We start from the raw sequence: 24,326 nt of genomic DNA, 5'->3' as shown, positions 1-24,326 counted from the left end.
GACAGGGGTTGAGTGGGTGGGCGTGCGAGTGGTCCTGGGTGCAGTGGTTGCCCGTCGCTGTCGGTGACGGACAGGGCATCTGCGGGTCCGGTGAGGGTGATGAGGCCCTGGTGGTGCAGGCGGTGGTGATAGGGGCAGACCAAAACCAGGTTGGCCAACTCGGTAAGCCCGCCGTCGTCCCAGTGCCTTAGGTGGTGGGCGTGCAGGCCGCGGGTCGCCCCGCAGCCAGGGACCGCGCAGCTTCGGTGGCGGTGCTCGAGGGCGCGGCGCAGCCGTCGGTTGATGGTGCGGGTGGTGCGCCCGGCGCCGATGGGCTGGCCGTGGCGTTCGAACCAGACTTCACAGGTGGCATCGCAGGTCAGGTATTGGCGTTCGCCCTCGGACAGCAGTGGTCCCAGGTGCAGGGCGGCGGTGCGCTGTTGAACGTCGAGGTGGGCCACCACGGTGGTGTGCTGGGCGTGCGGGCGGCGGGTGGCTTCGGCGTCCCAGCCGGCCTCGACCAGGCGCAGGAACGCCTCAGCGGTGTCCGGCAGCGGCGGCGCGCTCTCCGGGGCGGCTCCGCCATTGGCGTGGTCGTGTTTCCACTCGGTGATCAGCGCCTCGCGATGCGAGGCCAGCGCGGCCTCGAACTTCGCCGCATCCAGATGCGGGAGTGTGATGCGCCAACAGCTGCCCTGTTCGTCTGTGGTCTTGGTGATCGAGCGCTGCGGTTCGGGCCGAGGATCGGGTTCGGGGCGGGGTTCGAGGTGGGTCGCCGTGCGCAGCTGGTTGACCGTGGCGACCTGGACCAGCTGTGCATAGTGCTCATCGGCCCTGCCCGGCGCGTGCGGCGATGACACCGATTTGATCCAGCGACACTCGGCCCTGCCGCAGGCCCGCCGCGCAGCGGGGAAACTCTTGCAGTCGGCGGGCGACGGTGGCGATGGTGTGGGCGTTGGCCGACGAGGAGCCCAGCTTCCAGGCCACCAGCGCCGCCACCGAGCGTGCCCCGGTCATCCCGCACAACTCATCGCGCACCAGCTCCGCGACGATGTCCACGATGCGCCCATCAATGGCGTTGCGCTGCCCGGCCAACTCCGCCAACTCCTCGAAGAGCACCGCCAAGCGTTCTTTCGGGCTTACCGCCACCGCAGGCGATCCGGTCGAAGACATAACCTCATCATCACAGCGAGGTACGACAAAAATCGGCCGCCCAAACCGCGCCCGGGCTGGACCGCCGGCACGGCCAAGCGCCGTTGCTCGAGTCGCCCGAGATAACTAGTGCACGCGTCAGGGTTTGGCGAAGCCGCACTGGGACAGGATGTTTTGGCCGGCCCCACCGGTCACCATGGCCACGAACTTCTGCGCCAGCGTTGGGTGCGGGGCGTTCTTCAACACCGCGATCGGATAGACGTTCACCGCCGCGGCGGCCTCCGGAAAGTTCACGGTCGCCACCTTGTTTCCGGCGCTGCGGGCGTCGGTGACGTACACCAGCCCGGCGTCGGCCTGCCCCGTGGTGACCTTGTTGAGGACGTCGGTCACGCTGAGCTCCTCGCTGACCGGGTTGAGGTGCACCCCGGTGCTGTCCTCGACGCGCCGGGTCGCCGCTCCGCACGGCACCGGGTTCTGGCAGATCACCACGCCCAGCCCGGGCCTGGCGAGGTCGGCGAAGGATCCAACCCTTTTCGGGTTGTCCGGCGCGGTGACGATGACCAGCGTATTGGAGGCGAAGTTGGTCGCATTGCCGGCCAGCAGGCCCGCCTTGGCGACGGCGTCCATCTGCGCGGTGTCGGCCGACGCGAAGACGTCGGCCGTCGCGCCCTGGGTCAACTGGGTGGCGAGCTCGGAGGAACCCGCGAAATCGAAATCGACTGTGCTGCCCGGATTTTCGCCTGTGAACTGCTGACTGATCCGAGTGAACGCCGGCTTGAGCGAGGCCGCGCCGAACACCACAACCTTTCCGGACGCCGGAGAGGGGGGCGAGGGCGATTTCGAACTGCACCCGATCAGCCCCGCTGCCAGCACCATGGAAACCACACCGGCCAGGATCCCGATCCGCCGCATGGGTGAACCCTATCCCGCCGAGGATGCGGTCCGCTTGCGGGTTGAATCGTCGCAAAAAAGTGATTGCCGAAGCGTTATGCAAATTATCCGCGCGTCGCGCGCGTCCGGAATTTCATCGACAGCTACTGTCCAGTAACATGAACCGGGATTGATGCCATAGCGGACCGAGACTAGGAGGTCATGGCAGTGGAAGTGCTGGTCACAGGCGGGGACACGGACCTGGGGCGCACGGTTGCCGAAGGCTTCCGCGATGACGGTCACAAGGTGACCCTCGTGGGCGCGCGCCGCGACGACCTTGAGATCGCCGCCAAGGAGCTCGATGCGGACGCGATCGTCTGCGACACCACCGACCCGGCCAGCCTGGAATCGGTTCGCGGTTTGTTCCCGCATCACCTGGACACCATCGTCAACGTGCCGGCGCCGGCCTGGGACGCGGGCGACCCGCGCACCTACTCGATGGCAGACGCGGCCAAAGCCTGGCGCAATTCCCTCGACTCGACGGTGCTGTCGGTGGTGCTGACGGTCCAGGCCGTCGGCGATCACCTTTGCTCCGGTGGTTCCATCATCAGCGTGGTGCCCGAGAACCCGCCCGCCGGAAGCATCGACGCCGCGATCAAGGCGACGCTGTCGACCTGGACCGCGGGACAGGCCGAGGTTTTCGGCACCCGCGGGATCACCGTCAACGCGGTGGCCAGCGGGCGCAGCGTCCAGGCCGGTTACGACGGCCTGTCGCGCACGCCGCCGACGGTCGCCGCCGAGGTCGGTCGCTTGGCCCTGTTCCTCACCACCCCGGCAGCTCGCCACATCACCGGCCAGACGCTGCACGTCAGCCACGGCGCGCTCGCTCATTTCGCCTGAGGCTGAATCCAAATCGGTTTGACGCTCTGGTTCGGACGCCGGGGCGGTGGCTACGGTAACTAGCGTGGCTATTCGACTCGGTTTGCAGATTCCCAACTTTTCCTACGGCACCGGGGTGGACAAGCTCTTCCCCACCGTTCTGGCCCAGGCCCGCGAGGCCGAAGCGGCCGGATTCGATTCGGTCTTCGTGATGGACCACTTCTACCAACTGCCGATGCTGGGCGATCCCGACCAGCCGATGCTGGAGGCGTACACCGCGCTGGGCGCGCTGGCGACCGGGACCGAACGGGTACAGCTGGGCACCCTGGTGACCGGCAACACGTATCGCAATCCGACGCTGCTGGCGAAGGTCATCACGACGCTGGACGTGGTGAGCCAGGGCCGGGCCATCCTGGGCATCGGGGCCGGCTGGTTCCAGCTCGAGCACGACCAGTTGGGCTTCGAATTCGGCACTTTCACCGACAGGTTCAACCGGCTCGACGAGGCGCTGCAGATCATCCTGCCGATGCTCAAGGGCGAGCGGCCGACCTTCTCCGGCAAGTGGTATCAAGTCGACCAGGCGATGGCCAATCCCCGCTTCCGCGAACACATTCCGCTGATGATCGGCGGCAGTGGCGAGAAGAAGACGATCCCCATGGCCGCGCGCCACTTCGACCACCTCAACGTCATCGCTGGGTTCGACGAGCTGCCCGGGAAGCTGAAGGTCGTGCGGCAGCGCTGCGAGGAGATCGGCCGCGACCCGGCCACGCTGGAGACCAGCACCCTGATCACCGCCGTCGTCGACGAGAACTTCAAGGCCGACCAGATTCCCGCCGAGATGACCCAGCGCATGGTGGTCGGTAGCGCCGAATCGGTCGCCGAACAAATCCAGACCAAGGTCCTGGATGCCGGGATCGACGGGGTGATCATCAACATGCCGTTCTACACGCCCGGCGTCATCAGCGCGGCCGGCGAAGCGCTGCGCCCGCTCGTCGGGCTGTAACTTACAACGCATTGGGCATCGGGCATGACGAGTATCACGTTCACTCGACCAGGCCCGATACCCAATGTGCTTGATTGCACATGCTGACGATCTGGGTATCCGGGTATCGGCTTCACTAGCGTGGTAGCTAACTGAATTCGCGCGACCAGCAGCCCCAGATCAGGAGCAGCCCGAACATGAGCACGCAGGCAGAAACCACTGCCGCCCCCAACCGTCGTCATCAAGTCGTCATCATCGGTTCGGGATTCGGCGGGCTCAACGCGGCAAAGAAGCTCAAGCACGCCAACGTCGACATCAAGCTGATCGCCCGCACCACCCACCACCTGTTCCAGCCGCTGCTGTACCAGGTGGCCACCGGCATCGTGTCCGAGGGCGACATCGCCCCGCCCACCCGGGTCGTGCTGCGCAGGCAGCGCAACGTCCAGGTGTTGCTCGGCGACGTGACGCACATCGATCTGGAAGGCCAGTTCGTCGTCTCGGACCTGCTCGGCCACACGTACGAAACCCCGTATGACAGCCTGATCGTGGCCGCCGGCGCCGGCCAGTCGTACTTCGGCAACGACCAGTTCGCCGAGTTCGCGCCGGGCATGAAATCGATCGACGACGCACTCGAGGTTCGGGGACGGATCTTGAGCGCCTTCGAGCAGGCCGAACGGTCCCGCGACCCCGAACGACGTGCCAAGCTGCTGACGTTCACGGTCATCGGCGCCGGCCCCACCGGCGTCGAAATGGCCGGGCAGATCGCCGAATTGGCGTCCCACACCCTGAAGGGTTCTTTCCGGCACATCGACTCCACCAAGGCGCGGGTGATCCTGCTCGACGCCGCCCCCGCGGTGCTCCCGCCGTTCGGCGAAAAGCTCGGCGAGCGGGCGGCCGCGCGGCTGGAGAAGATGGGCGTCGAGATCCAGCTGGGCGCGATGGTCACCGACGTCGACCGCAACGGCATCACAGTCAAGGACTCCGACGGCACCACCCGGCGCATCGAGTCCGCGTGCAAGGTGTGGTCCGCCGGGGTGCAGGCCAGCGGGCTGGGCAGAGACCTCGCCGAGCAGTCCTCGGTCGAGGTCGACCGGGCCGGCCGGGTCAAGGTGCTGCCCGACCTGTCGATTCCCGGGCATCCCAACGTGTTCGTCATCGGTGACATGGCCGCCGTCGAGGGCGTGCCCGGCGTGGCCCAGGGCGCCATCCAGGGCGCCAAGTACGCCGCTGCCGCGATCAAGGCCGAACTGGACGGGGCCGACCCGGCCGACCGCGAGCCGTTCCAGTACTTCGACAAGGGCTCGATGGCCACGGTGTCGCGGTTTTCCGCGGTGGCCAAGGTCGGTCCGCTGGAGTTCAGCGGCTTCATCGCCTGGCTGATGTGGCTGGTGCTGCACCTGGTCTACCTGGTCGGGTTCAAGACGAAAGTCAGCACCCTGCTGTCGTGGACGGTGACCTTCCTGAGCACTCGCCGCGGCCAGCTCACCATCACCGAGCAGCAGGCGTTCGCCCGCACCCGACTCGAACAGCTGGCGGTCCTGGCGGCCGAGGCCAAACGCCCGGCGGCCAGGCGGGCCAGCTAAACCGCCAGCCGGTCGGCCTGCCAGGTACTCAGCGTCCCGCCGCCGGCCAACGCAAGTACGGTCGATCCCACGTCGATGGCGGTAGTCTCGAAACTCGTTTCGGGATAGCGTAATTCGTTGACGGCGGCCCGGGGTGCCGAGATGTCGTCGTCGGCCGGCGACCCCGCGCCCAATTCCACCCGGTGGCGCAACAGCGGGAGTCCGTCGCGGTCGGCGTGCAGCGATCCGGACCAGAACCCCTCGCGCTCACCGCATCTGCCTATCTGCACCCGCTCGCGCAACCGGAGCAGGCCCTCGTCGTGCAGGGACAGCACAACGCTGGACAGGTGCCGGGCGGCGCCGGCGACCACCGTCGGCTCCAGGTCGACGTCGAGGCTCCCGGCCACCTCGATCACCCAATGGGCGTGCGACGTAGGCGTGCTCGCCCCGGGCAACGCCACGGTGGCGGCGGCGCTGCGCAATCTGAGCCGGGCGCCTGGTTCGACGATGACCCGGATGTCGATGGTGTCGCCGCCCAGCGGCATGGCGGCCGCCGACACCAAATGCACCGTGTCGGGCGAGGTGCAGCGCGCCTGCATGCCGCCGCCGCGGCACTGGATGCGCGGCAAGCGATCGGCGGACGCGACCAGCACAACCTCGGAGTGCATCAGGTCACTGCGGCCAACTGGGCGCGCACCCAGGCCAGCACCTCGGTGGCCGCCGGGTCCCTGGTCAACGACTGCATGATCGTGGGCCGGCCCGCGCGCACGGCGTCCGCGTCGCGGGCCATCACCTCCAGGTCGGCCCCGACCAACGGCGCCAGGTCAATCTTGTTGACCACCAAAAGGTCCGAATAGGTCACTCCGGGGCCGCCCTTGCGCGGCACCTTGTCCCCGCCGGCCACGTCGATGACGAAGATCTGCACGTCCACCAGGCCCGACGAGAACGTGGCCGTCAGGTTGTCGCCGCCGGACTCCACCAGGATGAGGTCCAGGTCGTCGTGGCCGGCGATCAGGTCGTCGATCGCGTCCAGGTTGGCGGTGATGTCGTCGCGGATCGCGGTGTGCGGGCAGCCCCCCGTCTGGACGGCCGCGATCCGGTCGTCGGGCAGCACCGCGTTGCGGCGCAGGAAGTCGGCGTCCTCGGTGGTGTAGATGTCGTTGGTCAGCACCGCCAGCGACAGCTCGCCGCGCAACTGCCGGCACAACGCGGCAACAAGCGCGGTCTTGCCGGAGCCGACCGGTCCCCCGACGCCGATGCGCAGCGGCTCCCCCGGCCGCCGGACCCGTTTCGGCCGATCGTGATGCGTGTGCGGGTGGGTGTGCAGATGTGTTGACATGGTTGGCCTTTCAGGAAACAAAAAGCGGTCGCTCGCGTTCGGCGTGGTGCTGCGCCAGCATGTCGAGGGTGGGATCGGACAGGTCGGCCAGCCCGGTGCCGGCCTCCGCGGCGGTGCGCTCGCAGAGTTCCGACAGCTCGAACGTGACGGCGGCGACGGCGGCGGGGTCCAGTGCCAGCAGCCGCTGGGCGGCGGTCGCCGAGCCGGTCATGGTCGTGTACACGACGTGCAGCGCGGTGTGCCCGGGCTCCAGGCCGCTCATCGCTCCGACGCGCCCCGCGGCCACCGCGAGGTGCGGCCGTGGGCCCAGGTCATCCCAGTCGGCCTGCGGCCAGACCCGACGCGCCAGCCGTGCCAGCCCTCGGCCCTGGGCGCGCGAGGCCTGCCGGGCCGCGGGGGCCGGCGTGCGCGCGTCTGTTTCGCGGTCCGCGTCGTCGAGCGAGATGTCGCCGCGGTGCACCGCGGCCGCCACCGAGGCGATGACCAGCCCGTGCGTGCGAATCCTTCGAACCAGAAACGCTTTGAGCGTGGCCAGGTCGGTCACCATCCCGCTGGTGACTGCCTCTTCGACGCCACCGGAGTGCACGTGCGCGCCGGTGGGCAGTCGCGAGTCGGCCAGTGCGAGCAGCGTGGCCAAGGGGGGCTGGACCATCAGAACAGGAAATATCGTTGTGCCATGGGAAGTTCCGTCGCCGGCTGCTCCTGCCAGACCTCTCCGTCGATGCGCACGGTGAACGTGTCGGGATCGATCGCGATGCTCGGCATGGCGTCGTTGAGCGGCAGGTCGGCCTTGCCGACGGAGCCGACGTCCTGGACGGGGACCAGTCGCCGACCGATGGCCAGCCTTTCGGTCAGGCCCGCTTCGATCGCCTGCGGCGCCACGAAGTGCACCGACGTGGCCGGGGCCGTCGCGGCGCCGAACATCGGCCGCGGGAGCACCGGCTGCGGGGTGGGGATCGACGCGTTGGCGTCCCCCATCGCCGCCCAGGCGATCATGCCGCCCTTGAGCACGGCGTGCGGGCGCACGCCGAAGAACGCGGGCTCCCACAACACCAGGTCGGCGAGCTTGCCCACCTCCACGGAACCGATCTCGTGATCGAGGCCGTGCGTGATGGCCGGGCAGATCGTGTATTTCGCGACGTAACGCCGCGCCCGGTTGTTGTCCGCGGCGCCGTCGCCGGGCAGCGCGCCGCGGCGGCGCTTCATCACGTGCGCGGTCTGCCAGGTGCGGATCACCACCTCGCCGATGCGGCCCATCGCCTGCGAATCGCTGCCGATCATCGAGATCGCGCCCATGTCGTGCAGCAGGTCCTCGGCGGCCATCGTCGACGGCCTGATCCGGCTCTCGGCGAACGCCAGATCCTCGGGCACCGCGGGATTGAGGTGATGGCAGACCATGAGCATGTCCAGGTGCTCGTCGAGCGTGTTGACCGTGTGCGGGCGCGTCGGGTTGGTGGAACTGGGCAACACGTTCGGTTCGGCGGCGACCCGCATGATGTCGGGTGCGTGCCCGCCGCCGGCGCCCTCGGTGTGATAGGTGTGGATCGAACGGCCGGCGATGGCGCCCAGGGTGTTCTCGACGAACCCCATCTCGTTGAGGGTGTCGGTGTGCAGCGCCACCTGCACGCCGGCCGCGTCGGCCACGGTCAGGCACGCGTCGATGGCCGCGGGCGTCGACCCCCAATCCTCGTGCAGCTTGAAACCCGAAGCGCCACCCCTCAATTGCTCCCACAAGCCCTCGGCGTTGACCGTGTTTCCCTTGCCGAGCAGCGCGAAGTTCACCGGCCAGGAATCCAGCGCCTCCAGCATCCGGGCCAGGTGCCATTCGCCGGGGGTGACGGTGGTGGCCTTGGTGCCCTCGGCGGGCCCGGTGCCGCCGCCGATGATGGTGGTGATGCCGGACCCCAGCGCCTCGGGCATCAGCTGCGGACAGATCAAGTGCACGTGACAGTCGATGGCGCCCGCGGTGACGATTTTCCCGTTGCCGCCAATGATTTCGGTGGAGGGCCCGACCACCAGGTCCGGATGCACGCCCGACATGATGTCGGGGTTGCCCGCCTTGCCGATGGCGACGATGCGGCCGTCGCGAATCCCGATGTCGGCCTTGATGATTCCCCAGTAGTCAATGATCACCGCGCCGGTGACCACGGTGTCGGGTGCGCCGTCGGCCCGGCTGGCGCGACCCTGGCCCATCGATTCGCGCAGCACCTTGCCGCCGCCGAACACGGCTTCGTCACCCGCCAAACCCGGTCCGCCACTGCGGTCTTCGGTGATCTCCACCAGCAGATCGGTGTCGGCCAGCCTGATCCGGTCCCCCGTGGTGGGGCCGAACAGATCGGCGTAGCGCTCCCTGGACAGCCGTGTCATGACGGGTCGAGCCGTCCGGGTGGGTTCAGGTCCAGGCCGTGCACTTCGCGCCGCCCGCGCAGCGGGACCAGCCGGACCGTCTGGGGAATGCCGGGTTCGAAGCGGACCGCGGTGGCCGCCGGGACATCGAGCCGGTACCCGTGGGCCGCGGCACGGTCGAACGACAGCGCCGCGTTGGTCTGTGGCAAATGGACGTGGCTGCCGACCTGCACCGGGCGGTCGCCGGTGTTGACGATCTGCATCTCGAGCCGTTGCGCGCCGGCGTTGATCTCGATATCGCCTGCGCCGTATAGAATCTCGCCGGGAATCATGCGATCGGGTGATGGACGGTGACCAGTTTGGTGCCGTCCGGGAACGTCGCTTCCACGTGCACGTCGTCGATCATCTCCGGCACGCCCTCCATCACGTCGTCGCGGCTCAGCACCTCACATCCGCTGGCCATCAGCTCGGCGACGCTGCGGCCGTCCCGCGCGCCTTCGAGAATGTGGTCGGTGATGACGGCGGTGGCCTCGGGGACATTCAGCCGCAACCCCCGCGCCCTACGCCGCCGGGCCAGCTCGGCGGCGTAGGACAACAGCAGTCGCTCTTGCTCGTGCGGCGTGAGAAGCATGTCGTGGTAGATCCTGCCATTGCGCGGCGGTAGGTGACACCTCGAGTCAGGCCCGTTGCGGAATGGCGTCGGCGTGGGCCGCCTCGCTGTTGGCGTAGGCCCGGGCCGAGACCATGTAGAGCAGGCCGACGCCGATGATGATGCCCGCCATCAGGAGAACGACGTAGTTGTCGTACCAGGGGGCATCGGGCGTGCGCGGCCAGCAGATGTTGACGATGGCCGCGACGCCGTAGACCAGGGCGCTGATATTGACGAGCATCCCCCACCGGCCCAGCCGGTACTTGCCGGACGGCTTCCAGCCCTTCAGCCTCGCCCGCAGGGCGGCCAGCACCACCATCTGGAACCCGAGGTAGACGCCGACCGTGCCGAAGCTGACCAGCTTGTTGAGGGGGTGCTCGGAGACGATGGTCCCGATGATCAGCCCGCCCGGGACGAGGACCGCGGCCAGCAGGGCGAACGGTGGCACGTGCCTCTTGTGATCGAAGCGCGCCAACAACTTGGAGCCGAAGATCATCCCGTCGCGACCGTAGGAAAAGATCAACCGGCTGGCGGCCGCCTGCAGGCTCAGCGCGCACGAGACGAACGAGATCAGCACGATGCCCAGCACGACCCGGGATCCGATGTCGCCGAAGGCGCTTTGCAGGACGGTCGAGATCGGGTTGGTGTCCTCACCGCGGATGACCGCCCCGAAGTCGGTCACCGACAGGATCAGGCTCAGGCACACGAACGTCGATGCCGCCCCGCCGACATAGATGGTGCGGCGCATCGCTTTCGGGATCTGGATGCCGGGGTTGCGGACCTCCTCGGCCACGTCGCCGCACGCCTCGAAACCGAAAAACTGATAGAAGCCGATGAGGCTGGCGGCCAGGAACGCGTACAGGAAGCTGTGACTGCCCTGGGCGTTGAAGCTGTTAAACAGCACACCCAGGCCGTGGGCCCGGTGGGTGATCAGCAACCAGACGCCGACAACGAGCGCGCCGATCAGCTCCGCGGTAAAGCCGAAGATCGCGAAGTAGCCGAGGATCTTCGTCCCGGTGAGATTGATGAGCGTGGCCACCGCCAAAACCGCCAGCGCGCAAAAGATCTTGGCCAGTGCGGTCGGACGGAAGCCGACCATGGCCGCCAGGTACGGGCCCGCGCCGAAGGCCGCATCCGCGATCAGCGCTAGCAGGCAGAACATGTAGACCCAACCGGTCATCCATGCCCATTTGCGCCCCCACAGCCGTCGCGCCCACGGGTAGACGCCGCCGGCCACCGGGAACTGCGCGACCACCTCGCTGAACACCAGCGCCACCAGCATCTGCCCCGCGCCGACGATCAGCAGACTCCAGATCATCGGCGGGCCGGCGGTGGCCAAGGCGAACGCGAATACCGTGTAGATGCCGACCACGGGCGACAGGTAGGTAAAGCCCAGCGAGAAGTTGGCCCACGGGCTCATGTCGCGTTTGAACTCCGAGGAGAATCCCAACGCCTTCAGCTGGGCGAGGTCCTCGTCCTCGTGCGTGATGCCGGGCGCCACCTCGGTTGCCGTGGCCGGGCGCGTCGGAGCCTGCTCCGCACCGTCGTGCACGACCGTTGGACCCACGTCGACGGCCGGGTCGCCCGCTAAACGTTGGTCAGACCCGGCAAACTTCATGAAAATCAATTGAACCGACCCCAATCGTCGAAACCTGTTGTAACAATCCGGTTTTCGCGCCTACTTCTGCGTGCCCTCCTTAATCAGCGTCGCGGCCGTGCGCTTGAGCACATCGCGCTGCCTGGTCACGTCGGCGACCGCCTTGCGGAGCTGGTTGAGTTCGTCACGTTCGCTGACCGCGCCGTCACCGTCCGCGGGCGCGCCCGGCTTGACCCACGGGGCCGCGGGATCCTCCTGCTCGCCGGGCAGCGCCGCGACCACCTTGTGGCGCGACCGGGCTCGTGGCCCCTCGCCGCGTGGCGCGTTGACGACGCTGGCCACCGGGCCCATTGGGGGCATGCCGCCGTAAAAGGTTCCCGGCGCGGCAAGCCCGGCCAGCGGCGAGCCGTCCAGGGCGGTGGCCGGCAATGCCGTCGCCGCCAACCGGATCGCCGGGGAGCCGCCCCACGATGGCGGCACCGACAGGTTGCCGACCGTGGCCGCCTCGCCCAGGCCCGCCGAGGCGCCCGCGCCGGACGTGCCAGCGACGTTGGACGCGAGCCCGGCGCCGGCCGCCGCTCCGGCTGCCGGGGCGGCCGCCGCCGGTGCCGACAGCGAGTTCACCAACGGATTCCAGGCCGCGGCCACCGGCGGCGCGAGGGTCAGCATGGCGCCGGAAGCGTCGAAGTTCAGACCCTCGGACAGGATCTGGTATCCCACCGTCCCGGCGCTCAGCGTGTGGAACGTTTGGAACGGATAGCTGTTCAGCGTGTTCAGGATCGGATTCGGCCCGTTGAGGTAGTCGATGATCGGGTTGGCCGCAGGGGCCGAGGCCGCCGGCGCCGACATGCCCTGCAGCAGGTTCGGCACGTTGGCGAGCGTTGATTGGGTGCTCGAGCCGGTCGCGGCGGCGGCAGCGTTGCCGACTGCGGGGCCCTGACTGGTCGTGCCGGCCTGATTGGTGGTCGGCGGCGGCGTGCCGAAGGCCGTCAGCCTCGTCGCGGCCGCCGACGCCCCGGCATAGCCGTACATCGCCGCGGCATCCTGCGCCCACATCTCGGCGTACTGCGCCTCGGTGCTCGCGATCGCCGGGGTGTTCTGCCCAAAAGTGTTGGTGGCCAACAACGACGCCAACAGCGCCCGGTTCACCTCGATCTCCACCGGAGGCACCGTGGCCGCAAACGCCGCCTCGTAGGCCGCGGCCGCCGCGCCGAGCTGACCGGCGGTGTGCGCGGCCTGCGCCGCGGTCGCTGTCATCCACGTCAGGTACGGAGCGACCGCCGCGGCCATCGATCCAGACGACGGACCCACCCAGGGTCCGCTGGTGAGCCCGGACACCACCGCCCGATACGAACTCGCCGTCGAACCCAACTCCGCCGCCAACGCCTGCCAGGCCGCCGCGGCCGCCGTCAGCGATTCCGCCCCCGGCCCCGCGTACATCCGGGCGGAGTTGACCTCCGGCGGCAGCTCCGCGAAATCCAGGACGCCGATCACAGCATCGCCTCCTTGATCAGCCGGGCTGCCGCATCGCGCTCCATCGCGGCCTCGGAGATCTCCTTGCGCAGCTTGCTCAGCTCTTCGCGCTCACGGTCGCTCAGTGCGCTGGCGACGTGCTGGCGAACCGGTTGCGCCGGCGCGGTGCGGGCGGCCGCTTCGTCGGCGTTCTGCTCCCCGGGCATCGCGGGGATGACTTTCTGACCCGGTCCGGATCGTGCCCGGGTCTGCTCGCCCCGCGGCGCGTTGACCAGGCTGCCGATCGGCGGGATGCCGCCGAAGAAGCCCCCCGGTTCGGCCGGCCCGGCCTGGGGCACGCCACCCAGCGCGGCGCCCGGCAACGGCGACGCGCTGCTGGCCAGCCGGATCCCCGCCGCGGAAGCCCACGACTGCGGCACCGAGAGCTTGCCGATCGTGGCCGCCCCGCCCGCGCCAGCCGAAACGGCTCCGCCGGCCCCCGAATTGACCGAACCCGCCAGCGCCCCGAGGCCCGCGTCGGGCACCACGTCGCCGGCCACCGCCGCGGCCTGCGGCAGCGCAAGCCCGTACAGACCGCCCAGCAGCGGCGTGATACCGGAAGCCGTGAACAACGGCCCGCTGATAACGAGCGCCCAGTTGCCCGCATCCGTGGTGAAGGTGTTGAGCGCCTGGCCGGTCGTGGTGCCGAGGACGTCCTCCACGAACGAGATCGGGTCGAACGATCCCCCGGACCCGAGGCCCTGCAGCGCGGCCGGCACCAGGTTCATCGCCTGGGTCAGGCCGGATTGCGCGCTCGGCCCGGCCGCCGACGCGGCGGCCCGACTGACCGCGGCGGCTTGAGTGGCGGTACCGCCCTGGTTGGTGGTCTGCGGCGGTGCGCCGAAGGGAATCAGCTTGGTGGCCGCCGCCGACGCGCCGGCGTAGCCGTACATCGCGGCGGCATCCTGGGCCCACATCTCGGCGTACTGCGCCTCGGTGGCCATGATCGCGGGGGTGTTCTGCGCCAGGAAGTTGGTGGCCACCAGCGCGGCCAACAGGGCCCGATTCACCTCGATCGCCGGTGGCGGCACGGTCGCCGCAAACGCGGCCTCGTAAGCCGCGATCGCCGACTTGAGCTGGCCGGCAGTCTGTTCGGCCTGCGCGGCCGTGGCGCTCATCCAGGACATGTACGGCGTCACCGCAGCGAGCATCGTGGTCGACGACGGACCCACCCACGGACCGCCCGTGAGCTCGGACATCGCCGAGCGATACGAACCTGCCGCGATAGTGAGTTCCGCGGCCAACCCATCCCACGCCGCCGCGGCGGCCACCATCGGCCCCGAACCCGGCCCCGCATACATGCGCCCCGAATTGACTTCGGGCGGCAATCCCGCAAAATCCAGCGTCACAAGTCCCCCTGGTAGGCCCACCCGACGCAAGCGCGCGCTGTCCCGGCTGCCAGGCCTGCGCGGACGATGGTTGGGCGCACGCTTCTGAACGCCCGGCTATGCGCGCGACATGGTGTCCCCCGCGACGTGTACAGCACCGCACCGATGTGCACTTCGCCATACCAGCGTCCAGATCGCCGCACAATTACTACATGGTGACGCAGCTCGCTGTCACCAGGCTGGCTAATTACTGAGGATTAGCTGAAAACTCAATTGATCTGCCGACGGCGGCCCCAATCCGTCGAGGGATTTTTCGGTGGTGGCGCGCCTCGGCCGGAGCCGTGGCAGCCAGCCCGCCCCCGTGGTGTTGGCAGCGCGACTGCGGGCCACGGTGTCGCGGAAAAGGCTGTACCGCAAGGAGTTACTGCGACTCACAAGCCGCTGCGTCGCCGAGCGCCGCGCCGCTAGGCCCGGTCCCCACAGTCGCAATCCCCCGTTACGCAACCGGCACGCGGTGGCCGCTGCCCCGCCCCCAAGCCGACGGTGTCGGCGCCAACGCCATCCGACCAGATGGCTTTGCCATTGACTCGAGCAGCAAGTAACAAACGCCATTCGGGGGCGGGCTTCGCGAACGCGGGGGCTAGTCGTTAAACGGCCCCCACGCGTGACGCTTCATGGCGGCCGGTTTCTTGCCGAGCTTCCCGGCCCGCACCATGACGGCGAGGCTGTCCAGAATGACCCGGCTGCTCATCAGGGCGGTCTGCTCGGCCCAGTCGTAGGGCGGTGAGCACTCGACTACCTCGATGCCGTTGAGTCCCGGCTCGGAAATCATCCGGATCAGGTTCAGCGCCTCGCGCGGCAACAGGCCGCCGGGCTCGGGCCAGCCGGTGCCGGGCACGAAACCCGCGTCGATGACGTCGATGTCGAACGACAGATAGACCGCCTTGGCGTCCTTCCACGCGGTCTCCAGCGCGATCTCGGCGATCTTTTCGATCCCGACGCGTTCGACGTCGCCAACCGTGATGACGGTGCTGCCGCGCTGCCGGCCCACTTGCACGCCGGCGCGCGGGGCCTGCCATCCGCCGATGCCGATCTGGACCAGGTTGGTGGCCGGCGCGTTCTTGATGTTGGTGGCGTGGAACCACGGCGTGGTGTGCATCCGCTCGTCGAGATCGGTTTCCTGGGTGTCGACGTGGCGGTCGAAGTGGATGATGCCGACGTTGCCGTCCATGTGCGGGGCCAGGCCTCGCACCGTCGGGAACCCGATCGAGTGGTCGCCGCCCAGGATCACCGGGAACACGCCCTTCGAAACCACGTGGGACATGGCCGTGCTGATCTGGTCGAACGACTTCTCGATGTTGGCGGGAATGGTGACCACGTCGCCGATGTCGACGATGTTGAGTTGTTCGCGCAGGTCCACCCCGAGCTCGTAGCAGTAGGTGCCGAACAGGTTGGTGGAGCGGCGGATTCCCATCGGCCCGAACCGCGTGCCGGGTCGGTAGGTGGTCCCGGCGTCCAGCGGCGCCCCGAACACCGCCACCTCGGCGTCGCCCACGTCGTTCACGTCTTCCAGGAACGGGCACTTCAGGAATGTCCCGCGCTCCCCGGCGAAGTGCGGCAGCTCGCCGCGGGAAAAGGTCGACAACGTGCGGTCGTTGATCGTCGGGGCCGCTTCCAGGCCGTGGGCGAGGCAGCGCTCGATCTCTTCGCGATGGCGGCGGGTGGACAATTCCGCCTCGGCCTGCTGCGCCCAGCTGCCTTCCCGGTTGGGGATGTCAGCTTGTCCGGCGAACGGATTGAACATCAAATTTCCTCTCGTCGCGAATGAATCCACGGCGGAGGATGCCCCGGCGACCGGAGTCTAAGCGGAAGGCAAACACAGGAGCCATCTTTGAAATGACCCGGGGCGCCAGGCATCGTCCCGCGGTCGCCGTCTTGTCGCTTTCCGGGTACGGCGAACTCGTCCGGGCGGCCCCTGCGGCGCGCCGCTATTGAAGGTACCGGCTCGCTCGGCGACTGCAACTTCGGCGGCGGTCGTGTCGCGCCGCGGCGATCGGCCCCGCCCGAGCGCGGTGGCCCATGCGCCTGCGCCCCCTTTTACGTGCTTGAAAGGCATTGCAGCGCAATGTGATTCGCGGAGGGCGCAGGCGAGCATCCGCTGGCGGGCTCGAGGCGTGCGCGAGGCAGCCACCCAACGGAACCAACGCGCGCCCGGCCGGGAACCCGATTCAGGGCGCCGAGATTCCCTTGCGGAACAGGCATTTTCGGGAGCCGGGCCTCGCGAGGCGGGAAGCCTCGGTAACGACTGGCCGACAGCTGGGAACTTGCTGAGAATTACGCTGGGAATTACATGGCGAGGTTCTGCAGCCGCACCTGGCCGCGGGCCACCACCCGGTCGTTGTCGTCGGTGATCGTGACGAGCCACAGCTGCTGGCGCCGGCCGCGATGAATCGGTTCGGCGCTGCCGTACACCGTCCCGGATCCGATCGAGCGCAGGAAGTCCGTGTTGTTGTTGACGCCCACGACGTTGCCGCCGTCGCCTTTCGCGTTGAGCCAGGTGTAGGCGGACACGCTCGCCATGCTCTCGATCATCGAGCAGTAGACGCCGCCGTGCACGAGGCCCATCGGCTGCAACAGTTTCGGTGCGACCTCGAGGTGCGCGCGGGCGCCGTCGGGACCCAGCTCGGTGAACCGCAGCCCCAACTCGGTGTCGAACGGCGCGGTGAAGTTCGGCGGCAACGTCGGGTCGGGCGGCGGTGGCACGTTATGTGTCTACACCATCGGCGACCCGGCGCCGCCGGGGCGGAACGCCCGTCCGCAAAAACGGGCGAGCCCCGCGCTGGGCGCGGGGCTCGCCGATCGAGTAGACCGGGGGTCACTGCAGCCCTCAGGACTCTACCGCGGTCATTGTCGCTCGACCGACATCAGCATAGGCAAGGCTGCCCTAATTTTGCAAGGTATGTTTTCACCGAAACAAGTCGCATCGGGATCGTGTTGGTACGACCGTGAGTAGTAAGCGGAGTACGCTTATTTCGACGCTCAGGAGATGAACGCACTATGGCCAAGCTGACCCGGCTGGGGGATCTGGAACGCGCGGTGATGGATCACTTGTGGTCCACGGCCGAACCCCAAACCGTCCGCCAAGTCCACGAAGCGCTGTCGGCGCGACGTGACCTCGCCTACACGACGATCATGACCGTCCTGCAGCGGCTGGCCAAGAAGAACCTGGTCTCCCAGATCCGCGACGACCGCGCCCACCGCTACGCGCCGGTGCACGGTCGCGACGAGCTGGTCGCTGGGCTCATGGTCGATGCGCTGGCGCAGGCTGAGGACTCCGGGGACCGGCAGGCGGCGCTGGTGCACTTCGTCGAGCGGGTGGGCGCCGACGAGGCCGAGGCGCTGCGGCGCGCGCTCGCCGAACTGGAAGCCAATCAACGCAACACGCCGTCGGCTGGCGCAGCGGCGGAGGACTGAGAGAGACTAGCAGCGTGTCAGCGCTGGCCTTCACCCTCCTCGCGGTGCTGTTGGTCGGCCCGGCGCCGGCCCTCTTGGCGCGAGCGACGTGGCCGTTGCGCGCGCCCCGCGCCGCGATGGTGCTGTGGCAGGCCGTCGCACTGGCCGCGGTGCTATCCGCGTTCAGCGCCGGGATCGCGATCGCCAGCAGGCTGCTCGTGCCCGGCCCCGACGGCCGGCCCACGGCCAGCGTCATCGGCGCCGCCGGCCGGCTCGGCTGGCCGCTCTGGACGGCCTACATCGCAGTCTTCGCGTTGACGGTGGTGGTCGGCGCCCGGCTGATGGTCGCCGTCCTGCGGGTGGCCATCGCCAACCGCCGCCGGCGGGCGCATCACCGCATGGTCGTCGACCTGGTCGGGGTGGGGCACGACGCGGCCACCGCCCAGCCGTGCGCCCGCACGCGCGACCTCCGCATCCTGGATGTCCGGCAGCCGCTCGCCTACTGTCTGCCCGGCGTCCGGAGCCGGGTCGTGGTCAGCGAAGGAGCGCTGAGCGCGCTCGCCGACGAGGAAGTCGCCGCGATACTCACGCACGAGCGAGCCCACCTGCGGGCCCGCCACGACTTGGTGCTGGAGGCGTTCACCGCCGTGCGTGCCGCCTTCCCGCGGCTGGTGCGCAGCACCAGCGCGCTGGGCGCGGTGCAACTGCTCGTCGAGCTCTTGGCCGACGACGCGGCGGTGCGCGCAACCGGTCGCACTCCCCTGGCCCGCGCGCTGGTGGCCTGCGCGTCGGGACGGGCGCCCTCGGGCGCGCTGGCCGTCGGCGGCCCCAGCACCGTGGTCCGGGTGCGGAGGCTCTCCGGGCGCGGCAACAGCCTGAAGCTCTCGGCGGCCGCGTACCTCGCCGCCGCGGCCGTCATGGTGGTGCCCACCATCGCGCTGGTCGTCCCGTGGCTCACCGAGCTGCGCCGGCTGTTCAACGTCTGACGCGCGGAGCCAAGCACCCCGGGCGAAGGCGTGACCGCTGTGCCACAGTGTGACCGAGAGCTTTTCGGAAGTAGTTCCCCGACACTGGGAGGCCAACAGATGAGTGCCCCGACTTCCAAGGACGCGAAGACCGGTACCGCGCAGATCGGCGTCACCGGCCTGGCGGTAATGGGATCGAACATCGCCCGCAACTTCGCCCACCACGGCTACACGGTCGCGTTGCACAACCGATCGGTCGCCAAGACCGACGCGTTGCTCGAAGAGCACGGCGACGAGGGCAAGTTCGTGCGCTCGGAGACCATCGCCGAGTTCCTCGACGCGCTGGAGAAACCGCGGCGGGTGCTGATCATGGTCAAGGCCGGCGACCCCACCGACGCCGTCATCAACGAACTCGCCGACGCCATGGAGGAAGGCGACATCATCATCGACGGCGGCAACGCCCTCTACACCGACACCATTCGCCGCGAGAAGGCGATGCGCGAGCGGGGCCTGCACTTCGTCGGCGCCGGCATCTCCGGCGGCGAAGAGGGCGCGCTCAACGGGCCGTCGATCATGCCGGGCGGTCCGGCCGAGTCGTACAAGTCGCTGGGCCCGCTGCTCGAGGAGATCTCCGCACACGTCGACGGGGTGCCGTGCTGCACGCACATCGGGCCCGACGGCGCCGGCCACTTCGTCAAGATGGTGCACAACGGCATCGAGTACTCCGACATGCAGCTGATCGGCGAGGCCTACCAGCTGCTGCGCGACGGGCTCGGCAAGACCGCCGACGAGATCGCCGACGTGTTCGACGAGTGGAACTCCGGTGACCTGGACAGCTTCCTGGTCGAGATCACCGCGCAGGTCCTGCGCCAGAAGGACGGCAAGACGGGCAAGCCGCTCGTCGACGTCATCCTCGACGAGGCCGAGCAGAAGGGCACCGGCCGCTGGACGGTGAAGTCGGCCCTGGACCTCGGCGTCCCGGTGACCGGGATCGCCGAGGCCGTGTTCGCCCGCGCGCTGTCGGGTTCGGTGACCCAGCGCAAGGCGACCACCGGGCTTGCTTCCGGATCGCTCGGTGAAAAGCCAAGCGATGCAACGCAATTTGTCGAAGACGTCCGGCAGGCGCTCTATGCGTCGAAGATCATCGCCTACGCCCAGGGGTTCAACCAGATTCAGGCCGGCAGCGCCGAATACGACTGGGGCATCACGCCGGGCGACCTGGCCACGATCTGGCGCGGCGGCTGCATCATCCGGGCGAAGTTCCTCAACCGCATCAAGGAGGCGTTCGACGAGGACGCCGACCTGCCGACTTTGGTCGTCGCGCCGTACTTCCGCAGCGCGATCGAGGCCGCGATCGACGGCTGGCGTCGCGTCGTGGTGACCGCCACCGAGCTGGGCATCCCGATCCCGGGCTTCTCCTCGGCGCTGTCCTACTATGACGCGCTGCGCACCGAGCGGCTGCCCGCGGCACTCACCCAGGGGCTGCGCGACTTCTTCGGCGCGCACACCTACGGCCGCATCGACGACGACCCGGACAAGCGCTTCCATACGCTGTGGAGCGGTGACCGCAGCGAAGTGCCCGCGTAGCGGCCGGGTGTAAGAGGGCGCAAAGGGGGCAAGCCAACTGACATGAGGTTCTTGGACGGGAATCGGCCGGGCTATGACCTGACCTACAACGACGTCTTCATCGTGCCGAACCGGTCCGAGGTGGCGTCGCGCTTCGACGTCGACCTGTCCAGCACCGACGGCTCCGGCACCACCATTCCGGTGGTGGTCGCCAACATGACCGCGGTGGCCGGCCGGCGGATGGCCGAGACGGTTGCGCGGCGGGGCGGCCTCGTGATCCTGCCCCAGGACCTACCGATCACCGCGGTGCAGCAGACGGTGCAGTTCGTCAAGAGCCGCGACCTGATCCTCGACACCCCGGTGGTGCTGGAGCCCGACGACTCGGTGTCCGACGCCATGGCGCTGATCCACAAGCGCGCGCACGGCGTGGCCGTGGTGTTGTTCGAGGGCCGTCCCATCGGTGTGGTCAGCGAAGCCTCCTGCCTGGGCGTGGACCGGTTCACCAGGGTGCGCGACGTGGTCGCGACCGACTTCGTCACCGCCCCGGTCGGCACCGAGCCCCGCAAGATCTTCGACCTGCTCGAGCACTCGGCGATCGGCGTCGCGGCGGTGACCAACGCGGACGGAACGCTGGCCGGGGTGCTCACGCGCACCGGGGCGATCCGCGCGGGCCTGTACGCCCCGGCCACCGACGCCCGCGGGCGGCTGCGGGTCGGCGCGGCCGTCGGCATCAGCGGCGACGTGGGCGCCAAGGCCCGGTCGCTGGCCGAGGCCGGTGTCGACGTGCTGGTGATCGACACCGCGCACGGGCATCAGGCCAAGACGCTGGACGCGATCAAGGTGGTGGCGGAGGTGCTCTCCGAGCTGGGGCTCGGCGTGCCACTGGCGGCGGGGAACGTGGTGTCGGCGGAGGGCACCCGGGATCTGTTGGACGCCGGCGCGACCATCGTCAAGGTCGGCGTCGGGCCCGGCGCGATGTGCACCACCCGGATGATGACCGGCGTGGGCCGCCCGCAATTCTCCGCCGTGCTCGAATGCGCTTCCGCCGCAAGGGAAGTCGGTGGCCATGTGTGGGCCGACGGCGGCATCCGCCATCCCCGCGACGTGGCGCTGGCACTGGCGGCCGGGGCGTCGAACGTGATGATCGGGTCGTGGTTCGCCGGGACGTACGAGTCGCCCGGCGACCTGATGCGCGACCGCGACGACCAGCCCTACAAGGAGAGCTACGGCATGGCGTCCAAGCGGGCGGTGGTCGCGCGCAGCGGCGAGGAGACCGCCTTCGATCGCGCGCGCAAGGCATTGTTCGAGGAGGGCATCTCGACCGCGCGGATGGGGCTGGACCCCGACCGCGGCGGTGTCGAGGACCTGATCGACCACATCACGTCCGGAGTGCGTAGCACCTGCACCTACGTGGGCGCCTCCAGCCTGGCCGAGCTGCACGAGCGCGCCGTCGTGGGTGTGCAGTCGGCCGCGGGGTTCGCCGAGGGTCATCCGCTGCCGCTGGGCTGGTGAGCGCGCTAAGTCGCCGACGGTCGTGCTGCCCGCTGGACGTCTTGGCTACCATGTGAATTCACGTGAATTATCGGCTGGCAGCAAAGCGCTGCGCCGCATCGAGGAAAGGGATGACGTGCCGCAGGCACGCGTCAAGGCCCCACCACCGGCCCCGGCCTTCCGCAGGAAGCGGTCGTGAACGTCGCCCTCACCGCGGTCAGCGTGCTGGCCATCGCGCTGCTGATCTTCGCCAACGGGGTTTTCGTCGCGGCCGAGTTTTCGCTGACCGCGCTGGACCGCAGCGTGGTGGACGCCAACGCGCGCGCCGGTGGCCGCCGCGACCGCTTCATCCAACGCGCCCAGCAGCGGCTGTCGTTTCAGCTGTCGGGGGCCCAACTGGGGATTTCCACCGCCACGCTGGCGACGGGGTACCTGACCGAGCCGCTGGTGGCCGACCTGCCGCATCCGGCGTTGAGCTCGATCGGCGTCCCGGACCGGCTGGCCGAGGGGATCATCGCGTTCCTGGCGCTGGTGGTCGTGACGTCGGTGTCGATGGTGTTCGGTGAGCTGGTTCCGAAGTACCTCGCCGTGGCGCGCCCGCTGTCGAGCGCCCGCGCCGTCGCGGGCTTTCAGTTGCTGTTCTCCCTGCTCTTCACCCCGGCCATCCGGTTGACGAACGGCGTGGCCAACTGGATCGTCCGCGAGCTGGGCATCGAGCCGGCCGAGGAGCTGCGCTCGGCCCGGTCGGCGCAGGAACTGGCGTCCCTGGTGCGCAGCTCGGCCCGCAGCGGCACCATGGACGCGGCGACGGCCGTCCTGCTGCGGCGATCGCTGGAGTTCGGCGAACTGACGGCCGAGGAGCTGATGACGCCGAGGTCGAAGATCGTTGCGCTGCAAACCGACGACACCGTCGCCGACCTGGTTACCGCCGCCGCCGAGTCCGGCTTCTCCCGGTTCCCCATCGTCGACGGCGACCTCGACGAGACCGTCGGCATCGTGCACGTCAAGCAGGTGTTCGCCATTCCGCCGGCCGACCGCCCGAAAACCCTGCTGACCACGCTCGCGCAGCACGTTCCGGTGGTGCCGTCGACGCTGGATGGCGATGCGGTGATGGCCGAAATCCGCGCCAACCCGCTGCAAACCGCGATGGTCGTCGACGAATACGGCGGCACGGCCGGCATGGTGACCGTCGAGGATCTGATCGAGGAGATCGTCGGCGATGTCCGCGACGAACACGACGACGCCACCCCCGACGTCGTCGCGGCCGGCGCCGGCTGGCGGGTGAACGGGCTGCTGCGCATCGACGAGGTCGCCGCCGCCACCGGGTTTCGCGCGCCCGAAGGCCCCTACGAGACGATCGGCGGCCTGGTGCTGCGCGAGATCGGCCACATCCCGGTGGCCGGCGAAACGGTGGAGCTGACCGGCCTGGACGCCGACGGCCTGTCGGATTCGTCGATGCGCTGGCGGGCGACGGTGGTTCGGATGGACGGTCGCCGGATCGATGTGCTCGAGCTGCAGGAGCAGGACAGTCGGACCGAAACCGCCGCGGGACGAGGCCCCCGATGAACGACGCGCTGGGAATTCTGCTGGCGATCCTGCTGATCGGGGTGAACGCGTTCTTCGTCGGAGCCGAGTTCGCGTTGATCTCGGCCCGGCGCGACCGCCTCGAAGCGCTGGCCGAGCAGGGCAAGGCGCGCGCGGTCACGGTGATCCGCGCCGGTCAGAACCTCCCGTCGATGCTGGCCGGCGTGCAGCTCGGGGTGACGGTCGCCTCGCTGCTGCTGGGCCGGATCGGGGAGGCCGCGGTCGCGGACCTGCTGCGCGGCGCGTTGGGGCTGACGAGTATGCCACCGGCGTTGCTGCACACCGTGTCGCTGGTGATCGCGCTGGCGATCGTGGTGACGCTGCATGTGCTGCTGGGCGAGATGGTGCCGAAGAACATCGCGCTGGCCGGCCCCGAGCGCGCCGCGATGCTGCTGGTTCCGCCCTACCTGGCCTACGTGCGCGCGGCGCGGCCGTTCATCGCGTTCTACGACAAGTGCGCCAACGTGGTGCTGCGCGCGCTGCGTGTCGAGCCCAAATCGCAACTCAGCCTGGCGGTTTCGACCACGGAGCTGAGTGTGATGATCAGCGAATCGGTGTCGGAAGGCCTGCTGGACGCCGAGGAGCACGGCAGGCTGACCCGGGCGCTGCAGCTGCGCCACCGCACGGTCGGCCAGGTGGCGCGGCCGCTGGCCGAGATCCAGGCGGTACCGGTGGCCGCGGCGGGCTCCGGGCCGACCGTGGCCGCGGTCGAACGCGCCCTGGCCCGGACGGGGTACTCCCGGTTTCCCGTCGTGAACGTCGACGCGGAGTTCATCGGCTACGTGCACATCAAGGATGTGCTGACGCTCGGCGACGACCCGCAGGCGGTGATCGACCTGGCGCTGGTGCGACCGCTGCCCCGCGTTCCCCGGTCGCTGCCGCTGGCCGACGCGCTGTCGCGAATGCGTCGCAGCAACAGCCACCTGGCACTGGTGACCGCTGATAACGGGGCCAACGGGGCCGCCGGCGCCGTGGTGGCGATGGTGGCGATGGAAGATCTGGTGGAGGACCTCGTCGGCGCCATGCGCGACGCGTAGTCGGCCTGGCCGGCGGGTGAGGCCCGACGGAGGCC

Annotated in this window: 21 protein-coding genes, 1 pseudogene and 1 riboswitch; of the genes and pseudogenes, 9 read left to right on the top strand and 13 right to left on the bottom strand. The window is 69.1% G+C overall.

What is annotated here, in order from left to right:
- Nucleotides 1-1,152, bottom strand: a pseudogene (locus A5787_RS01395) (HNH endonuclease signature motif containing protein); the annotation flags it as partial.
- A gap of 117 nt (nucleotides 1,153-1,269) precedes the next feature.
- Nucleotides 1,270-2,043: a molybdate ABC transporter substrate-binding protein gene (gene modA / locus A5787_RS01390; RefSeq protein WP_066960532.1), complete on the bottom strand. Its 774-nt coding sequence runs from the start codon at nucleotides 2,041-2,043 to the stop codon at nucleotides 1,270-1,272.
- A gap of 180 nt (nucleotides 2,044-2,223) precedes the next feature.
- Here modA and A5787_RS01385 point away from each other — a divergent pair, with 180 nt between their 5' ends.
- The 3 genes from A5787_RS01385 (at nucleotide 2,224) to A5787_RS01375 (ending at nucleotide 5,445) form a co-directional block, all read left to right on the top strand.
- On the top strand, nucleotides 2,224-2,901 hold the full coding sequence (locus tag A5787_RS01385; protein WP_066960529.1) for an SDR family oxidoreductase: 678 nt from the start codon (nucleotides 2,224-2,226) through the stop codon (nucleotides 2,899-2,901).
- 64 nt (nucleotides 2,902-2,965) lie between these two features.
- Complete coding sequence (locus A5787_RS01380; protein ID WP_066960526.1) at nucleotides 2,966-3,883, top strand: LLM class F420-dependent oxidoreductase; 918 nt, start codon at nucleotides 2,966-2,968, stop codon at nucleotides 3,881-3,883.
- Between the two features lie 176 nt (nucleotides 3,884-4,059).
- Entirely contained in the window at nucleotides 4,060-5,445 is a 1,386-nt protein-coding gene (locus A5787_RS01375; protein ID WP_066960523.1) for an NAD(P)/FAD-dependent oxidoreductase, read from the top strand.
- Here the strand turns inward: A5787_RS01375 and A5787_RS01370 are convergent.
- The 11 genes from A5787_RS01370 to A5787_RS01320 form a co-directional block, all read right to left on the bottom strand.
- Nucleotides 5,442-6,092, bottom strand: a complete 651-nt coding sequence (locus A5787_RS01370; protein WP_066960520.1) for an urease accessory protein UreD — start codon at nucleotides 6,090-6,092, stop codon at nucleotides 5,442-5,444. The two genes, A5787_RS01375 and A5787_RS01370, sit on opposite strands and share 4 nt — an antisense overlap.
- Nucleotides 6,092-6,763 (bottom strand): urease accessory protein UreG, encoded by a 672-nt coding sequence (ureG, locus tag A5787_RS01365; protein WP_066960517.1) that lies wholly within the window; start codon nucleotides 6,761-6,763, stop codon nucleotides 6,092-6,094. Before ureG ends, A5787_RS01370 begins: the two co-directional genes overlap by 1 nt.
- Nucleotides 6,764-6,773: 10 nt before the next feature.
- Nucleotides 6,774-7,415, bottom strand: coding sequence for an urease accessory protein UreF (locus A5787_RS01360; protein ID WP_066960514.1), 642 nt, complete (start codon nucleotides 7,413-7,415; stop codon nucleotides 6,774-6,776).
- Complete coding sequence (locus A5787_RS01355; protein ID WP_066960509.1) at nucleotides 7,415-9,130, bottom strand: urease subunit alpha; 1,716 nt, start codon at nucleotides 9,128-9,130, stop codon at nucleotides 7,415-7,417. The genes A5787_RS01360 and A5787_RS01355 overlap by 1 nt, the downstream gene beginning before the upstream one ends.
- Nucleotides 9,127-9,441, bottom strand: a complete 315-nt coding sequence (locus A5787_RS01350; RefSeq protein WP_066960507.1) for an urease subunit beta — start codon at nucleotides 9,439-9,441, stop codon at nucleotides 9,127-9,129. Before A5787_RS01350 ends, A5787_RS01355 begins: the two co-directional genes overlap by 4 nt.
- Nucleotides 9,438-9,740, bottom strand: coding sequence for an urease subunit gamma (locus A5787_RS01345; protein WP_066912577.1), 303 nt, complete (start codon nucleotides 9,738-9,740; stop codon nucleotides 9,438-9,440). Before A5787_RS01345 ends, A5787_RS01350 begins: the two co-directional genes overlap by 4 nt.
- Before the next feature lie 46 nt (nucleotides 9,741-9,786).
- Complete coding sequence (locus tag A5787_RS01340) at nucleotides 9,787-11,376, bottom strand: APC family permease (protein WP_082977013.1); 1,590 nt, start codon at nucleotides 11,374-11,376, stop codon at nucleotides 9,787-9,789.
- A gap of 60 nt (nucleotides 11,377-11,436) precedes the next feature.
- Nucleotides 11,437-12,849: a PPE family protein gene (locus A5787_RS01335; protein ID WP_231993755.1), complete on the bottom strand. Its 1,413-nt coding sequence runs from the start codon at nucleotides 12,847-12,849 to the stop codon at nucleotides 11,437-11,439.
- Nucleotides 12,846-14,210 carry a PPE family protein gene (locus A5787_RS01330; protein ID WP_082977014.1) on the bottom strand — a complete coding sequence of 455 codons (1,365 nt, stop codon included), beginning with the start codon at nucleotides 14,208-14,210 and terminating at the stop codon, nucleotides 12,846-12,848. The genes A5787_RS01335 and A5787_RS01330 overlap by 4 nt, the downstream gene beginning before the upstream one ends.
- Before the next feature lie 625 nt (nucleotides 14,211-14,835).
- Nucleotides 14,836-15,999 (bottom strand): agmatinase family protein, encoded by a 1,164-nt coding sequence (locus A5787_RS01325; protein WP_066960500.1) that lies wholly within the window; start codon nucleotides 15,997-15,999, stop codon nucleotides 14,836-14,838.
- Between the two features lie 120 nt (nucleotides 16,000-16,119).
- Nucleotides 16,120-16,187, bottom strand: a riboswitch (guanidine-III (ykkC-III) riboswitch).
- Between the two features lie 354 nt (nucleotides 16,188-16,541).
- The gene (locus tag A5787_RS01320; protein ID WP_066960497.1) at nucleotides 16,542-16,958 is read right to left on the bottom strand and encodes a PaaI family thioesterase; all 417 of its coding nucleotides are present in this window, start codon (nucleotides 16,956-16,958) and stop codon (nucleotides 16,542-16,544) included.
- A 294-nt stretch (nucleotides 16,959-17,252) separates the two neighbouring features.
- Here A5787_RS01320 and A5787_RS01315 point away from each other — a divergent pair, with 294 nt between their 5' ends.
- The 6 genes from A5787_RS01315 (at nucleotide 17,253) to A5787_RS01290 (ending at nucleotide 24,291) form a co-directional block, all read left to right on the top strand.
- The gene (locus A5787_RS01315; RefSeq protein WP_066960492.1) at nucleotides 17,253-17,669 is read left to right on the top strand and encodes a BlaI/MecI/CopY family transcriptional regulator; all 417 of its coding nucleotides are present in this window, start codon (nucleotides 17,253-17,255) and stop codon (nucleotides 17,667-17,669) included.
- A gap of 14 nt (nucleotides 17,670-17,683) precedes the next feature.
- Nucleotides 17,684-18,634 (top strand): M56 family metallopeptidase, encoded by a 951-nt coding sequence (locus A5787_RS01310; protein ID WP_066960489.1) that lies wholly within the window; start codon nucleotides 17,684-17,686, stop codon nucleotides 18,632-18,634.
- A 99-nt stretch (nucleotides 18,635-18,733) separates the two neighbouring features.
- Nucleotides 18,734-20,200, top strand: a complete 1,467-nt coding sequence (gene gndA / locus A5787_RS01305) for an NADP-dependent phosphogluconate dehydrogenase (RefSeq protein ID WP_066960485.1) — start codon at nucleotides 18,734-18,736, stop codon at nucleotides 20,198-20,200.
- 42 nt (nucleotides 20,201-20,242) lie between these two features.
- Complete coding sequence (locus A5787_RS01300; protein ID WP_066960483.1) at nucleotides 20,243-21,691, top strand: GuaB1 family IMP dehydrogenase-related protein; 1,449 nt, start codon at nucleotides 20,243-20,245, stop codon at nucleotides 21,689-21,691.
- A gap of 174 nt (nucleotides 21,692-21,865) precedes the next feature.
- Nucleotides 21,866-23,236: a hemolysin family protein gene (locus A5787_RS01295; protein ID WP_066960480.1), complete on the top strand. Its 1,371-nt coding sequence runs from the start codon at nucleotides 21,866-21,868 to the stop codon at nucleotides 23,234-23,236.
- Nucleotides 23,233-24,291, top strand: a complete 1,059-nt coding sequence (locus A5787_RS01290) for a hemolysin family protein (protein WP_066960477.1) — start codon at nucleotides 23,233-23,235, stop codon at nucleotides 24,289-24,291. Before A5787_RS01295 ends, A5787_RS01290 begins: the two co-directional genes overlap by 4 nt.
- The last annotated feature ends 35 nt before the right edge of the window (nucleotides 24,292-24,326 follow it).

The sequence above is a fragment of the Mycobacterium sp. 852002-50816_SCH5313054-b genome (assembly GCF_001667185.1).
Classification (GTDB): Bacteria; Actinomycetota; Actinomycetes; order Mycobacteriales; family Mycobacteriaceae; genus Mycobacterium.
This window is presented reverse-complemented; position numbering and strand designations above follow the sequence as displayed.